This window comes from Mesoterricola sp. MK458, from assembly GCF_055384935.1.
Window position 1 is genome coordinate 453291 of the sequence record NZ_AP045075.1, and the last position, 14069, is coordinate 467359.

The following is a 14069-nucleotide window of genomic DNA, read 5'->3' on the forward strand; positions in this document are numbered from 1 at the left end:
GATAGGAAGATATCGAAAAGACTACTCCCTGGCTAGGTTTTCATCGCCCGGGGCGTCCCATTGGTCGCCCACGGCCCGCCAAAGCTGGATCCAGATGTTGGCGGTGGCGTTGATTCCATTGGAATAGGCCAACTGGAGCTGGGCGAAGGGGACGGAAAGCTCGTCCCACCCGCCCTTCCTTCGCCCGGTGGCTTCGTCGAAGCACGCCTGCAGGGCCTGATTCCGGTCGAACTTGACCTTGGCCCATTCCACCAGCCTGGGCCTGGGGTCCAGGGGTGACGTCACGGCCCAGAAGGGCTCCCGGCTCAGCACCAGCTTGGGCAGCTTCTCGTCCCCGTAAGCCTGGAAGGACTCCCGCAGGGACGAAACGCCCACCACCGCCGACGGGTCCATGAGCAGCTGGACCTGGTGCGCCAGGACGCCCAGTTCCTTCGCGATGCGCTCCGGGCGCTTGCGCTCCTCCGTGAGGGCGACGACCCGGCGGAACTGCTCCTCCACGTCCTCCACGGTGGGAACCTGGTCGTTGGCCTGGCCCCGGGCCCCGACGAGGAGGTCCCGGGCATGGGTGCCCAGGAAGGCCGCCATGCGCCTGGGCAGGAGCCGCGAGGCACGGGCGGTCTGCACCTCGTGGAAGGTCGGGCTCCAGGCGCCCAGGGAGGCCCACCCCACGGCGAGGCAGACGGCGAAAGGGAAAAGGTGGTCGCGCTTCACTTGGAATCCCGCATGAACAGCCATTTTCACATGGATCGCCCCCGCGCGTAGACTCGCGCCATGCTTTCCCGGGATGAACTTTGGCAGCGCCTGAGCGGGGACGGTTTCTGGGCCCTCCCCTGGGCCCTGGCGGCCGCGTGCGCCGTCCCGTGGGCCCTGCCGGAGGCCTGGGACGGCAGGCTGCCCCTGGCGGCGCACTTCGCGGGCTGGGGCGCCTTGGTCCTTTCGCTGCCACTGGCCCCGCGACGGCGCTGGACCTGGCTCCCCCTGGCCATCGCCCTGGCCTGGGGCACCCTGGGCGGGCTGGCGCGCCTGGCCCGGTGGGAAGGGGCGCTGCCCGCCGGGCCCGCCCGGATCCGGGGCGTCCTGGCCGCGCCGTGGACGGTCCGGGGCCGCTCCCGGGCCGGCGCCGTGCGCATCGAGGCTCCCGAATCCCTGCGGGGCCTTACGCTTCCCCTGGGGCTTCCCGCGTCCGGCCTTCCTCCGCCGCCGCCGGGCGTCCGGGTGGCCTTCGCCGCCGACCTCCGGCCGGTGCTCCCGGGCCCGGTCTTCCTCGCGGAGCGCCCCCTGTGGCGTGCCCGGGATTCCGGGGCCCCCCGGAGGCTGCACCTGCCCTCGGCCCTGGTGATGGAGGTGCTGGGCCCGGGCCGACCCTCCCCGCTCCTGGCCCTGCGCACCTGGGTCCACGGGAGGTTCCTCGCGCTGCCCCTCGAAGGCCCCGCGAGGGATCTCTGGGGCGCCCTGACCCTGGGCATCCCGCCCGCCCACGGGGAAGCCTTCAGTCCTTTCGTGCAGAGCGGAACCATCCACACCCTGGTGGTCTCGGGACTCCAGGTGTCCCTGGTCATGGCGGGCCTGGAAGCCCTGTGGCGCCGCACCCTGGGCCGGGGCAGCCCCGTCGCCGCCATGGCGGGGGGCCTCGCCTACTGCGCCATGGTGGGGTTCACCGCCCCCGTCTGGCGGGGTTTCCTCATGGGCCTCGCCTGGGCCGCGGCCAAGGGCACCGGGTGGAAGGCACCCCGGGTCGTGGCCCTCCACGGCGCGCTCCTGGCGTGGCTCCTGGTCCACCCCGCGGCCGGGTGCGACCCGGGCTTCCTCCTTTCCTGGCTCGCCCTGACGGGCCTTCTCTGGGGAACCCTTCCCCTGGCGGGGCTCCTGGGGCCGTTGGCGGGGCGCTTCGCGCCGCACCTGGCGAGGGTGCTGGCTCCCTGGCTTTCCACCCTGCCCCTGCTGGCCCTGTTCCATGGCGGCGCCCCCCTGTATTCGGCCCTGGCCAACCTAGCCCTCCTGCCCGTGGTGGCGGTGCTGGCGCCGCTGTGCCTCGCCCTGGTCTTCCTGCCGGCGCCGTGGGCCGTGGGCCCCCTGGGGGGCGTCCTGGCCTGGGTGGGCGGAACGCTGGTGCCCGCCTTCGCGCACGTGGTGCCCCTGGCCACGGGGACCCTCTGGCCCTGGATCGCCCTGGCCCTGGGCTGGGTGCTCCTGGCCCAGCTCCACGCGGCCTTCCGCCGCACGCGCTGGCTCACGGCCGCCCTGGTGGTGGGCTCCCTGGGCCTTCTGGCCACCCGGGGCACCGGGGGGCCTCCCCGCACCCTGAGCATCGAGGCCCTGGACATCGGCCAGGGCGACGCCCTCCTGATCCGCGCCCCCGGCGGCGACGCCACTCTGGTGGACACGGGCCCCGACGCCCGCGCGGCCCGGAGGATCGCGCGGGTCCTGAGCCGCCGCGGCGTTCGGGAGCCCCTCCACCTCCTCCTCACCCATCCCCACCAGGACCACGCCGGCGGCCTGGAGGCGCTGGCGGGCCTGTGGCCCCTGGCTTCCATGGGCCGGCCCGCCATGGCCCCCGCGAAATGGGAGCCCTTCGGGGCCGGCGCCGCCCGCGGGGCCCGCACCTTGAGGCGGGGCGAAGCCTGGACCCGGGGCGGGGCCGAATTTTCCGTGCGGTGGCCGCCGGGTCCCATGGCCTTGCGCGACGTGAACATGAACTCCCTCGTCCTGCGCGTGACCTGGGGCGGCCGGGAACTCTGGCTCATGGGCGACGCCCTCGCGACCCAGGAGCGCGACCTCCTGGACCTGGGCGATCCCGGGCCTCCCGTTCCCGGCCGCCTCCTGAAGGCCGGCCACCACGGCAGCCGCAGCGCCAGCGACGCCGCCTGGACCGCGGCCCTGGATCCCCGCCTGGCGCTGGTCTGCGCGGGCAGGGACAACGCCTTCGACCATCCCCATCCCGAGGCCCTTGCGGCCCTGGAAACCGCCCACGTCTTCGTCACCGGCCCATGCCTGGGCATCCGCGCCGAGGCCCAGCCCGCGGGATGGCTGGTGGAAACCGGCACGGGCCGGCGGCTTCTCCTGGCCTCACCGCCCCCCGAAGACCCCCAGCCCCGCAAGGTCGGCCATGAGGGCGCGGCTCACCCGTTCATGGTTCTCCCGCCACTCCCGGTGCGCTTCCGGTCCGACGCGGTTCGCCACCGCGAGCACCGCCCCGCAGGGAACCCCCGCCTGCGCGCAGGCCGCGAAGACCCCCGTGAGCTCCAGGTGCTCCACCGCCGCAAACGACCCCAGGAGCCGCGCCCCCGCCTCGGTGCGGGTGATGCCCGGTGGAACGGCCACACCGTGGGCCGGGAAGGGCAGGGCCGGCGCCAGGGTCGCGGGCCACCGGACGATCTCCGCTTCCGGCCGGTAGGCCCGGCCCTCCAACTCGTCCAGGGAAACCGCCAGGGCCTCCGAGGCCCAGACCGCATCCCCCGGCCCCAGCCGCCCGTCGTAGCTCCCGCAGGTCCCCACGAACAGGACCCGGTCCGGCTCCAGTTCCGCCAGCAGCCGCGCCGTGGCAGCCGCGGCCGCCAACGCGCCGATGCCCGTGCAGGCCACGCGCCATCCTTCCGGAGGCGCGGCCTCCCAACCCGCAAGCTCAGGGGGAAAGGCGGCGAGGAGGAGGGAGGGGCGGGAGATCATGGGTTTCCATGGTAGGACAGTGGCCCCTAGAGTGCCCGGATCAGGCGAAGGCGTGCAAGAAGCAGGAACGCAATGGCTTGGGATCATTATGAAATGGCACTATAATGATATTAATTTTATCGTAAAATTTCACTTGCGTGAATCAAAATCGATGTTTAGCATGATTCAAATTTGTACTGTTTGCATTGCCATTCTATTAATTTTCTAATAATTTTAATTGCCAATATTCAATGAGTCATTACTGGTTAACCCAATTTGGCTTCCGCCCATATGGGCCGCAGCAATTTCCATGGCGGCTCACTTATGAAACAGTTACAAATTTTAAAATAAGGTTACAGATGAAGCTGCTGAAACATCTTTTGTTGGCCTTTTGCCTGGGTTCCGGGGCCAACCCTGGATGGTCCGCTGAGCAAGAACCGCAACCGCTCGTGCCCGGAAAGGTCTCCAGTGTCATGTGGGATGGGGACTGTCTCGTCGAGATGAAATTCCTGTCCCCGGAGTTGACGTACTGGAATCCGGCCGGCACCTCCGCAAAGGTGCAAGCCCCGTCCGGGGGGCTGGGAATCAGTGTCCTGAATCGGACCTTTTCAGCCATCCGAATGGTGGACGACACCTTGGTCTATTCCCGGATGCCGCCGGGCGAGAACTGGCAGGACTACCTGATCTCCTGGGAGAAGGGAAAGCGCAGCCAAGGCCTGCGGGGCATTCCCTTCTCCATGCTGGAGACCCGGTCCGGCAAACGCTTCTTGGCAATGTCCACCTTGCCGGGTTTCGGGCAGGGGGGAGCGGTCTCCCTTTGCTCCTGGTGGGTACAGGGACCAAACGGCGTGGTCGAACCCGAATCCCTCATCCCCATGGAATTGGGCGAATCCGTCTTCGAACCGGAAATCGGGCCGAAGGTCCTCCCCTGGCCGAAACTCAAGGCGCGGTATGCGGGCCTCGCACCCTTCCTGGAATTCCCCCTGCGCTCCCGGGACGCCTTCCTGGTGGTATCCCTGAACGCCGGGATCATCTGGGTCGTGCCCGAGGACGGGCACACCCCCATGCGCGTGGTCCGGATGATGGCCTTGAGCGACGACCAGCTTTCGGGCAAGCAGCTCCACCTCCCGGTGATCCTGGACCTTCAGCCCATGGTCAACGGGCACGTCCTGGTGGCCATGCGAAGCGAAAAGGCGGTCCGGGACCCCCCCAAAGTGCCCGGTTCGTCCGCGGAGGTCGAAGCGAAGGACCACGCCCGGAACGGGAGTGGAGAGCCGGAACGCCCGAGGGACATCCTCCAACCTGAAATCATATGGAAAGAGTTGGATCCCCTCGAAGGAAAACCGGAGGATCCAGACCCAGAGTTCCTGGCCGACGCCCCCAGGGCACTGGACCCCGACCGCCCCTTCCACTTCTCCTTCGACCCAGAAGGTCGCCTCAAGGCCACCGGGGGTAAGCGTATGAACCTGTTTCTTTGAACCTAATGTGGCAAGCATGGGGATCGCATTGGGTTCAGATTTTCGAAAACACCCTTTTAAATAACCGTGGAGACAGTAATGGTTCTAAATAAATGTGCATTTGCGTTCGTCTTCATTTTTCTAAGTGTTCCTCTTCCTGGCGCCCACCCTGGGCCCAGTAACTTCTCTCTTCCCAGGGCTGCGGCGCCCGGAGGGATCCAACACAAGGAGGGGTCCACGATTGAATATGATGACCCATTCGAGTCAAGGTCGGAAAACGGCGTTGGGGTTTCGAGTTCGTCCTCAGGTGATGAATATGCAAAATGCGTTAATGGATGCCAAAAAAAAGCGAATAGCGACAACTCGAATTGTTGGTTTTTCCCGGATCCAATAAAGTGCATTTTGGCCGTTTCACTGGATAGGGACCTGTGCATCAAGGCTTGTGAAAGGCGTAAAGGACTTCGATTCCGCGATGAGGTGGCCCATGCTTCCAGGTAAATTCCTTTTCGTTCTGTCAATTGTCCTATGCCTCAACTCAACCTCAAGCCTGTCGGCAGAAGACGGAGCCTATCGCTTTGGCCAACCCAGGCTCCTATGGGATGGCGAGAATTTGGCCATTACAAATTATTTTGCTGATCGGTTGGACTATTGGAATCCCGTGTCCAGAACCTGCAAATCGATTCTCACGCCGCCCCGCTCCTTCGGCGCGACGATCTGGAACGGGAACATCACCCTCCTCAAGGCTGTGGAGAAATCCCTTGTGTGCTCCCGCAAGGCCTTCGACGGGGAGTGGCGGGACTATCCTGTGGCGTTGGACCACCAGCAACGCCGGGGCGGCCTCCGCGGCTTCCCGATCACGCTGAACGAGTCCGGGACGCCGACGCGGTTCTTTTCCATGAACCTGGACCTTGGTTTCAACCAGGATGGGGAACTCTCGATCTGCTCCTGGTGGAAACTGGGAACGAAGGGGATGCTCGAGCCGGAGGCGCTGATTCCCATCGAACTGGATTCCCCTTTGTTCTTCGGGGAAGGTCCCCTGCGCTGGCTGCCGATGGTGAAGCTCCGGCCCCGGTTCGCGGGTCTCGCACCCTTCCTGGAATACCCCGTGCGCACGCGGGATGCCTTCCTCGTGGTCTCTCTCCACGCGGGCATCCTCTGGGTCATTCCGGATGACGCACCGGTTCCCAAGCGCGTCATCCGGTTGATGCACCTCGATGAGGACCGCCTTTCCGGCAAGGTGAAGTATCCGGAGGTCATCATCGCCTTGCAGCCCATGGTCAACGGCCACGTCCTGGTGGCCATGCGGTCGGAGAAGGCGGTCCGGGATGCGGCCGGGGATCTTCCAGAAGCGAAACCCGATGCCCAGACGACCAAGAAAGAGGGAGGCGAAGCCTCCGCCCCCCGAACTCCCATCCGCCACCCGGAAATCGTCTGGAAGGAAATTGATCCCGTGGTCGGCACCGTCGAGGACCCCGACCCGGCCCTGCTCGGCGACGCCCCGACGGAACTTGATGCGGACCATCCCTTCAGCTTCACCTTCGACCTGGACGGCCGCCTCCTGGCCACCGGCGGCAAGCGGCCGGAGCCATGAAAAAAGGGGCGCTTTCGCGCCCCTTTTTCCTGGTGTTTGACGGGTTTGAACCGCCATCCCGTATTATGCCCCCTTGCAGCCATTGAGGTTGTGAAGTCGAAATGACAAAGAAAGCGGGTTGCCGAGGGCATCGGCAACCCGCATTTATCTTCTCCTTCCCAGCCCCTTCAGGCTGCTGGCGGCAACCCATGGCCATGCCCATTCAAGGCCCGCCGAAGGAGGGTGGTGATGTCCGCCACGCTGGGCCGATGGACGGGGGCCGACTTTCCTTTCGCCATGCGCTTCCGCTTCCACCATTCCCTATGATCGACCCGCCACCGCGGCAGCGCCCCATAGGCGTCCGTCCTGACCTGACCTTGGGTCCTCAGGATGGCGATCAAAAGGATCCCGTAAAGGGCTGCCAGAGCCGAGTGCAGCCTCGCCACGGACTGTGGGTTCTGAACGCTGGCTTGACCAAGGCCAGCGCTCTTCAGATCACGGTGAAGCACCTCGATCTGCCATCTTTGCAGATACGCATTGATGATGACGGCAGGGTCGAGTTGGTGGTCCGTGGTGAGCAAAAACGCTCGCCGATTGTAGCCACGATCCAAACCTTCCCCGAAGGGAACAGGCTGAAGGATCAGCAAACGGAGCGGAAGCTTCCGCGTGGATCCTTCCCAGTAGACGGGGCCAACGCATTTGAACCGGAGTTCGCGAAGGTCCCCGCCGTAGTCGAACATGCCCGTGATTTCAGGGATTGAAGGATCCTTGCCCATTTCCTCCGGGGTCGGCAGGGCTTCGCCATATTCGGGCACCCCCGCGCGCGCTTTCGTAGAAAGGGCGCACAGCTTGGCATCTGGCCTCACCCTGCCGGCGAAGATCGTGTTCTTGGGTAGCCCGACCATCACGGTCTTGTTGGAATAGGATCCGTCCCCGACCACCAGCAGCATGCGGTCGTTCATCTTGCTGTCGTTCATCCATTCCCGAATCCGGTTGATGGCCTTTCTGGCGATGACGGTCGCCTTCTCTCTCCCATCCGTGATGGCGGCATGGGAGATCCCTTCCGCTGCCAGCCTGCGGGCCAATTCTTCCTTGGAAGGCCGGCCGCGCTTCTTGGGGGTAGGCGGTGGCGCGGGTTCCCCCGACACTTTTTTGTCGACGGGCGCTGGTTTCCAGACCTTGCTCTCGCCTGGCTTCCTACGCTTCTTCTTGGCCTCCTTGGCAGGATCGTTCGGCAAAGGTTCGAACGCGACGGTGATGGCGGTGACGCGGTGGGCTTCCACGGTGGGGATGATCAAGGCCGCGTGAAATTCCGGCAGTCCCCACTGCAACGCCGGATGCTGCCACTTGGGCGCCAAGGGCGAATGGACCCAGCGCGTCTGCGCGATCTTGGGACCGGACTTGGGCAACGCGGTGTCGTCGATGGCAAGAACAATGGGCCCTTCGGCCGGGAGGAACGGCACCGCGGCGTCAAACGCCCCGCGGAAGAACCTGCCGACATCCCATTTCCCCTGGGAGAAGGCCAGGTAGTTCATCTTCCAGTTCTTCACTTGGTCCAAGCCCTGGGCCAGGACCGTGTTGGCGATGGTCCTGGTGGACGACATGGTCAGCATCGTTTTCAACAGTCCGATCACGCGCCTTGCCGTACGGGCCTGCAGGAAGGCAGGTGCGATGTGTTTGGCGATAAGGGCATCGAAGGCCGCCATCAGGGATTTCTGCGCCTTCTTCTCAGCCGTGGATTCCTTGGCGGCAAGGCCGAGGCCATACTGATTGTTGGTCATGGGTTCTCCTTTCTCTGCTTGATGGGTTGGTGTTGCCCTCCCCGGTCGGCTATCAGGTGATAGCCGACCCAAAGGATAGGTATGAATGTTAGACAGGAACTGTCGCTTGGCGATCGGATCCGACTGATCCGTTCGGCCTTGGGCCTGTCCCAGCAAGCCCTTTCGGCCAAGACGAAGTTTCCGAAGGCCCAGCTTGGCCATTGGGAAACCGGGCACCGTCACGCCGGCGTGGATTCCTTGATCGCCTTGGCCCAGGCAACTGGGTGCAACTTCCAGTGGCTGGCCACCGGTCAGGGTGATCCGTGGACCCCGGAACTGCCCTACGGACCCTTGATCGAAGCCTGCATCGAAGTTGCACTTCCCCTGGCCGGCCAAGCCGACCCTGCGGCCTTGGCCATGGAACTTTATCGAAGGGCTTGTGCGGTTGGCCTTGCTGTTCAGCGTGGTACCCGCACGGAATTGGTCGCTGCCCTTCAGGCCATGGCCAAGGCGTAGAACGTTCGACCTGATCAGGGAACCTTCGGTCCGCATTCACCCATGGGGGCCATGCCCTTTCCGGCAGGGCGCAGGGGCTGAATGCGTCCTTTGGGCGAACCTTCCCATTCGGTCAGCCCCCACACTCGGGGAGAGGCCCGGTGGAACAGATCCTTGCGCTTGGTCATGATGCTGTTCAGGGTGTTGGGGAAATCCGACGCCTTGCTGGCGACGCCGTTTTCCTTCAGGGCCTCCGCTAGGGCCCCAACGGACATGGGCTTCCCATAGTCCCGGATGGTGGCGTAGCAGTTCGCCCATAGGGGGGCAGCGGCGGCCACCCCAGTGGGATCCAGGGTACCGCCATGGGACCCCAGGGCCGGCACGCCGGCGATTTCGGCAGGCCCAGTCCAGGCCATGATCCTTTCCACTGCGGCCAGCGCGGCCTGCAGATCCGTGATGTGCTGCCGGATGGCTTCGGCGAACCGGGCCCAATCCAGGTCAGGTTGTTCAGCGTGTAATGGCATTTTCGGCAATGGCCCTCCTCACTTGGTTGTCGTTTGGCATGACGTCCCTTCCCCGGCACCCTGGGGGGGCAAGGGTAGTCAACTTCGCCCCTGGATCACCGGACCCAGGGGCGTCCTTTGAAATGGATGGCTACGCCACCCTGATCCAGACCCAGCGGGGCCAGCGGTCCTGGGCAGGGTGCTCCCGCCGAGTCTGCGCCTTGCGGTCCGTGTACACCTGCACGCGCACCCACGTGCCCGGTCCGTCCGGGCGTTCCATGTGCTGCATTTCGATCCTCCCCGAAAGTTTTCCCAAATTAGGGGGCTCCGGATTCGAGGGGGACGGCCTACAATTTACCTGTGTTGGGTGTAGGTCGATCCTCCTCACCTAGGTTTCAGGGGGCCTTCCGTCGTAACCGGTTGGCCCTTCCTGTATTCAGCCGGGACCTTCACCGCTGACTACATGGTGGCCTCCCCTTGGTGGATCGCGCGATAGACCCCGTGCCTGACGCGCTTGATGGTCTTTTCTTCGTGAAGAAGCCGGTGCAGCGCGCTGCGGACGGTCTTGTTGTCCGGGGTGACGCCCAGGAAGGCGCAGATCTCAGGAATCGAAATCGATTCGGTCCGATCCTGGAATAACGCGCGGACCCGTGGGGCGATCAGGCTGGATTCATCCGCCACCTTCGCGGCAGGGGAAGGGGCTGGAGTCGGGGCCTGGGTGGCCACGGACCCGTCAGGGTTCCCGGCGATCGAACGTTGTAAACGATTCCGAACCTGCAAACGCTCCGAACGGATTCTTTCGAACGCCTGTTCCTGATCCAACAAGGCAACCTTCGTGGCAGCAACGGCGGCGGCGGCCCTTGCTTCCTTGGTCAGAAGTTCTTCGTAACGCGACAAATCATCAGACATGGCAGCCCCTTACCATGAGTCTCCATCATTTCTGGACGTTGTAAAGAGAAAGTTTGAAAGTTCTAAAAATCATGTTCGATAAGAACCAGGGAAACGCAATGGAGCGATTCTATCAGGTTGGCTACGTCCAATCGCAGCAGTTCGATCACCTTGTCGATGGGGCGATTCGGCAAAGGAGATTTGTTTGACGAAGACCAGTCTGCGATGCAGACTATTTTTATGAACGACCTTCCTCTCCATCCCGAACAGATTGCCCGCCTCCAGGTGCTGACCCAGGAGTATGCCCGCCTTTCGCGCAGGGGCGCGGGGCTAGGCAAGGTCCTTGGGGGTGTATTCCTGCTGCTGCTTGCAGGCATCGAGTTCTTCGGACACCGGGGGCGTCTCTCGTTCTTGGTGATCTTGGCCCCCCTTCCCATTGGGCCCGTACTAGCCATGACGACCTTGCCCTACCTTTGGCTTGGAGCCAGGGAAGGCCTAGCGCGACGCTGGGAAAGGCGGTTCGGGGCCGTGGAACCGGTGGCGGGACCACACGGCCCCCAGTCACATTTGCGGCTGGTTGTGGGGGGGATACTTTTCCCATCACTGATGCTTTTAGGGCTGGTGCCCCTCCTAGCAGAGCACCGTCCCTTTGGGCGGCTCCGAGCGGCCCTGGTGCTCGTCCTCGCTATGACGTTGGCCGCAATATGGCGCCGACTTCGGGGCTTGGGAAAGGTGGAACGGATGACTTGTCTTCTCCTGTTCGCCGGCCCATCTCTGCTCCTTTCTGGCCTTCGGATGCCAGCGGGTGACACCTTGCTGGCCTTCCCACTGGTGGGCCTTGCGGCCATCCTAATCGGCCTGCGGGAGCATGCAGCCTTCCTACGCCTGGGACGGGAACTGGGGGGTGACCTTTGACAGGCGGTGCCCCTGATGACCAGGATTCCCTACGGGCCATCCTCCAGGTGGACCGCCTAGTTCACGAACCGGCACGCCTAGCCATTCTCACCATCCTTCGTGCAGCGGAACGAGTGGAATTCAAGTTCATGGAAGCCGTAACCAGACTGAGTAAGGGCAATCTAAACAGCCACGCCACGAAACTGGAGACGGCGGGTTACTTAGAAGTCCTGAAGGAATTTCGGGGTAAGACGCCCGTGACCTCCTTTCGCCTCACAGAAACGGGTCGCGAGGCCCTGCGGCGCTATTGGGAACAAATGGGTACGGCTCATGGCGGGAGAAATCAGACATGATTCATGCGACTGAGCTCGGCAAGCGGTTCGGGGAAAAGTGGGCACTGCGGGGCTTGAACCTGCGTGTGGCGCCGGGAGACTTCCTGGGCATCCTCGGACGTAATGGCGCCGGCAAGACGACCCTGGTGCGCCTACTCACGGGTATGATGCGACCCACCGAAGGAGCCGTGGCCGTGGCAGGCATGAACCCCGCCCAGGCGCCACCAGCCCTGCGCCAATTGGCAGGCGTGATGCCGGAGGACGGGGCCCTGCTGGAAGATCTGGGCGGCGCCCAGTATCTCCACGTTGCCGGCCGGCTCCACGGGCTGAGCATGGCGGTACTGGAAGGGCGCGTCAGAGAGCTTCAGAATGTTCTGCAAGTGGACTTCCACGCCCCCTATCCAATTCGGGACTACAGCTACGGCATGAAGAAGAAGTTGGCTTTCTCGGCAGCCATTCTTCACGGGCCGAAACTGGTGTTCCTAGATGAGCCCTTCGAGGGCCTCGACCCTTCGGTAGTGCAGACGCTTTTGGTGCTCCTTGGCCAGCTTAGGGCCCAGGGAGTCACCTTGGTCATGACCAGTCACCAACTCAGCCTTGCCGAACGGCTTTGCACGCGGGTGCTCCTGGTGGAAGAGGGGCGTTTGCTTTTGGATGGGCCCGCCCAGGAGGTGCTCGGCCCGGACGAAGACCTGGAAGGGCTTTTCCTGCGCATGGTGGGGAAGGGCGCCCGGACAAGGGGAGGCCTGTCGTGGATCTGAACGCCTTGGCAGCCCTCTGGCAGGCTGCGCGGGGACCGCGCTTCCGCAAACCCAGGCCCGCATCCCGGGTCCGCAGGGCATTCACGAATGGAATCCTCCTTCTGCTCGCGGTCTACTTGGCCTCCGTGGCCTTCTGGGTCGGCACCGCCACCGGTGGCGGCATGCAGGGGCTGGATCCATGTGCGACCGGTAACCTCCTTTGGCGGGTACCTTTGGCGCTTGGCGTAGCCGGGGCCCTGTGGGACGGCGGCTGCGTGGTGGATCCGGCCCCCTGTCGGCCTTATTTCGTTGCCTTGCGCACCCTGATCCTGGCAGAGGGGATGCTGGGCTTCACTACCCCCATCAAACGGGGAATGGCGGGCATGGGACTGGCCTTCAGCTTGGGAATGGCCTGGGGACGCCCGGCACTGTTCTCTCTGGGGTTGGGCTATGCTGTGCTAGCAATCATGTGGACAGCCTGTCTCGAGCGGGTGATCAATGGCTTGGTCCCAGCGGGGATCTTCAGGCAGCGAACCTTCCTGGTCTGGATCCTGGTCCTGAGCGCGTCGCTGGCCTTCCTGCGGGGCAGGCCCACCGCCCCACCCTTCATCCACGCCCTGGAGGTGGCCTGGTCCCTGCCGGGAGTGGAACTGGTTAGGTTCTGGCAGACCAGGGATGGTGCGCATCTGGCCCTTCCTGTAGGGGCCTCCCTGGTGCTGTTGGCCATCACCGCTGCCTTCGTGGCGCGGGACCTAGCCATGGACCGACGGCCTGGGACCGCCCTGGCCGGAGGCCGAGCCTGGGCCGGGTCCTCCCCATTGATAACCGTCGCGCGGCTACAGTTCCACAATCTTCTGGCGAGTCGTTCGGGGCAGATGCGGTTCTTCGTCCTCCTTCTTTCAGTGGTTCTGACCAAAGAACCAGAGATCATCACCATCGGCACCTTGAAGTCCCCCCATGCATGGGTGGGAGCTGCCGCTGGCTTAACCTTCGGGGCGGTAATGGTTGTGCCCCTATGCAACTTGCTGGGCTACGACCGCGGCGGGGTGAGGACATGGTGGCGTGCCCCCATCCTGGACCGGGATCTGCTGCTGGGCAAAATACTGGGTTGTGCAGCCTATGCCGCCATCGCCGCAACCATCCTGCTGGCTCTTGTTACTCAGGCCCAGATCTGGCGGTTGGTGCAGCATCGCGTCCCGGGCGGCATCAGCCTGGAAGTAGTGCGGTCCACGGACCCACTACGGGCCGGAGAAACCCTGGCCATGGCCATGTTCTTGGTGGCCATCTTTCTGTGGTGGGCCGGGTCAGGTTTGGAGCGCTCCCTGCGGGGAGCTTGGCCCCAGGGCCTGGACAACTACGGGGTGAAGCTGGATTTCGATGAGGAGAAAATGGCGCGCGTGGGCACGCTACTGGCACCCCTGGCGTGGATGGGGCTAGTTTTCGGGCTGACCTTGGCCCTCGGATGGAGGACCTCGGCCGCCGCGATGACCCTCCTGGCCTTGCTGGCTACGCTGAGGTTGCGCTGGCGCCTGAATTGGGCCGCTTCATTTTTAGCGAAAGAGCGGGAAGGCGTCACCCTCGCCTTGACCGCGGGTGGATGACAGGCCGGGGCTTAGGATTGCAGACAAAACAACCTTGACACTTCAGGTTCCCATTCCGGCTTAATCAGCCGTCTGATAATGCCGAGTGTCAAGGTTGTTTTGTCCAGACGCCTTAGGACTTAGGACTGCCGGTCACATTTCCCGCCGACCAAGTCTGGATCGCCCAACTCTGTTTACGGTAACA

The 14069-nt window shown here is 64.2% G+C and carries 12 protein-coding genes and 1 pseudogene; 7 read left to right on the plus strand and 6 right to left on the minus strand.

All coding sequences use genetic code 11. From position 1 onward, the window contains the following. Positions 1-21: 21 nt before the first annotated feature. Positions 22-711, minus strand: a complete 690-nt coding sequence (locus ACZ5LB_RS01945) for a hypothetical protein (protein WP_464604483.1) — start codon at positions 709-711, stop codon at positions 22-24. Positions 712-1557: 846 nt separating this feature from the next. Between ACZ5LB_RS01945 and ACZ5LB_RS01950 the strand changes: the two are divergent. Beyond that, positions 1558-2850: pseudogene (locus tag ACZ5LB_RS01950) on the plus strand (ComEC/Rec2 family competence protein); the annotation flags it as partial. A gap of 216 nt (positions 2851-3066) precedes the next feature. On the opposite strand, the gene ACZ5LB_RS01955 reads toward ACZ5LB_RS01950, so the two are convergent. After that, on the minus strand, positions 3067-3753 hold the full coding sequence (locus ACZ5LB_RS01955; RefSeq protein WP_464606358.1) for a phosphorylase family protein: 687 nt from the start codon (positions 3751-3753) through the stop codon (positions 3067-3069). A gap of 251 nt (positions 3754-4004) precedes the next feature. On the opposite strand from ACZ5LB_RS01955, the gene ACZ5LB_RS01960 reads away from it, so the two are divergent. Next, complete coding sequence (locus ACZ5LB_RS01960; protein ID WP_464604484.1) at positions 4005-5123, plus strand: hypothetical protein; 1119 nt, start codon at positions 4005-4007, stop codon at positions 5121-5123. Between the two features lie 463 nt (positions 5124-5586). After that, on the plus strand, positions 5587-6693 hold the full coding sequence (locus ACZ5LB_RS01965; protein WP_464604485.1) for a hypothetical protein: 1107 nt from the start codon (positions 5587-5589) through the stop codon (positions 6691-6693). A 167-nt stretch (positions 6694-6860) separates the two neighbouring features. Here ACZ5LB_RS01965 and ACZ5LB_RS01970 read toward each other — a convergent pair whose 3' ends face one another. Then, positions 6861-8453: a transposase gene (locus ACZ5LB_RS01970; protein WP_464604486.1), complete on the minus strand. Its 1593-nt coding sequence runs from the start codon at positions 8451-8453 to the stop codon at positions 6861-6863. A gap of 81 nt (positions 8454-8534) precedes the next feature. On the opposite strand from ACZ5LB_RS01970, the gene ACZ5LB_RS01975 reads away from it, so the two are divergent. Beyond that, positions 8535-8948 carry a helix-turn-helix domain-containing protein gene (locus tag ACZ5LB_RS01975; protein ID WP_464604487.1) on the plus strand — a complete coding sequence of 138 codons (414 nt, stop codon included), beginning with the start codon at positions 8535-8537 and terminating at the stop codon, positions 8946-8948. Between the two features lie 14 nt (positions 8949-8962). Here ACZ5LB_RS01975 and ACZ5LB_RS01980 read toward each other — a convergent pair whose 3' ends face one another. The 3 genes from ACZ5LB_RS01980 to ACZ5LB_RS01990 form a co-directional block, all read right to left on the minus strand. Beyond that, the gene (locus ACZ5LB_RS01980; protein ID WP_464604488.1) at positions 8963-9460 is read right to left on the minus strand and encodes a hypothetical protein; all 498 of its coding nucleotides are present in this window, start codon (positions 9458-9460) and stop codon (positions 8963-8965) included. Between the two features lie 121 nt (positions 9461-9581). Further along, entirely contained in the window at positions 9582-9719 is a 138-nt protein-coding gene (locus tag ACZ5LB_RS01985) for a hypothetical protein (RefSeq protein WP_464604489.1), read from the minus strand. Positions 9720-9889: 170 nt separating this feature from the next. Then, positions 9890-10339, minus strand: coding sequence for a hypothetical protein (locus ACZ5LB_RS01990; protein ID WP_464604490.1), 450 nt, complete (start codon positions 10337-10339; stop codon positions 9890-9892). A gap of 1022 nt (positions 10340-11361) precedes the next feature. Here ACZ5LB_RS01990 and ACZ5LB_RS01995 point away from each other — a divergent pair. The 3 genes from ACZ5LB_RS01995 to ACZ5LB_RS02005 are packed head-to-tail and all read left to right on the plus strand — an operon-like array spanning position 11362 to position 13885. Beyond that, the gene (locus tag ACZ5LB_RS01995; protein ID WP_464606360.1) at positions 11362-11565 is read left to right on the plus strand and encodes a transcriptional regulator; all 204 of its coding nucleotides are present in this window, start codon (positions 11362-11364) and stop codon (positions 11563-11565) included. Continuing rightward, on the plus strand, positions 11562-12305 hold the full coding sequence (locus ACZ5LB_RS02000; protein WP_464604491.1) for an ABC transporter ATP-binding protein: 744 nt from the start codon (positions 11562-11564) through the stop codon (positions 12303-12305). The genes ACZ5LB_RS01995 and ACZ5LB_RS02000 overlap by 4 nt, the downstream gene beginning before the upstream one ends. Beyond that, on the plus strand, positions 12296-13885 hold the full coding sequence (locus ACZ5LB_RS02005; protein ID WP_464604492.1) for a hypothetical protein: 1590 nt from the start codon (positions 12296-12298) through the stop codon (positions 13883-13885). The genes ACZ5LB_RS02000 and ACZ5LB_RS02005 overlap by 10 nt, the downstream gene beginning before the upstream one ends. Positions 13886-14069 lie beyond the last annotated feature (184 nt).

Bases quoted from the DNA above. Each gene is read 5' to 3' on its own strand.
- ACZ5LB_RS01955 (WP_464606358.1), bottom strand. From the start codon at position 3,753: ATGATCCCAAGCCATTGCGTTCCTGCTTCTTGCACGCCTTCGCCTGAT.
- ACZ5LB_RS01960 (WP_464604484.1), top strand. From the start codon at position 4,005: ATGAAGCTGCTGAAACATCTTTTGTTGGCCTTTTGCCTGGGTTCCGGG.
- ACZ5LB_RS01965 (WP_464604485.1), top strand. From the start codon at position 5,587: ATGCTTCCAGGTAAATTCCTTTTCGTTCTGTCAATTGTCCTATGCCTC.
- ACZ5LB_RS01970 (WP_464604486.1), bottom strand. From the start codon at position 8,453: ATGACCAACAATCAGTATGGCCTCGGCCTTGCCGCCAAGGAATCCACG.
- ACZ5LB_RS01975 (WP_464604487.1), top strand. From the start codon at position 8,535: ATGAATGTTAGACAGGAACTGTCGCTTGGCGATCGGATCCGACTGATC.
- ACZ5LB_RS01985 (WP_464604489.1), bottom strand. From the start codon at position 9,719: ATGCAGCACATGGAACGCCCGGACGGACCGGGCACGTGGGTGCGCGTG.
- ACZ5LB_RS01990 (WP_464604490.1), bottom strand. From the start codon at position 10,339: ATGTCTGATGATTTGTCGCGTTACGAAGAACTTCTGACCAAGGAAGCA.
- ACZ5LB_RS01995 (WP_464606360.1), top strand. From the start codon at position 11,362: ATGGAAGCCGTAACCAGACTGAGTAAGGGCAATCTAAACAGCCACGCC.
- ACZ5LB_RS02000 (WP_464604491.1), top strand. From the start codon at position 11,562: ATGATTCATGCGACTGAGCTCGGCAAGCGGTTCGGGGAAAAGTGGGCA.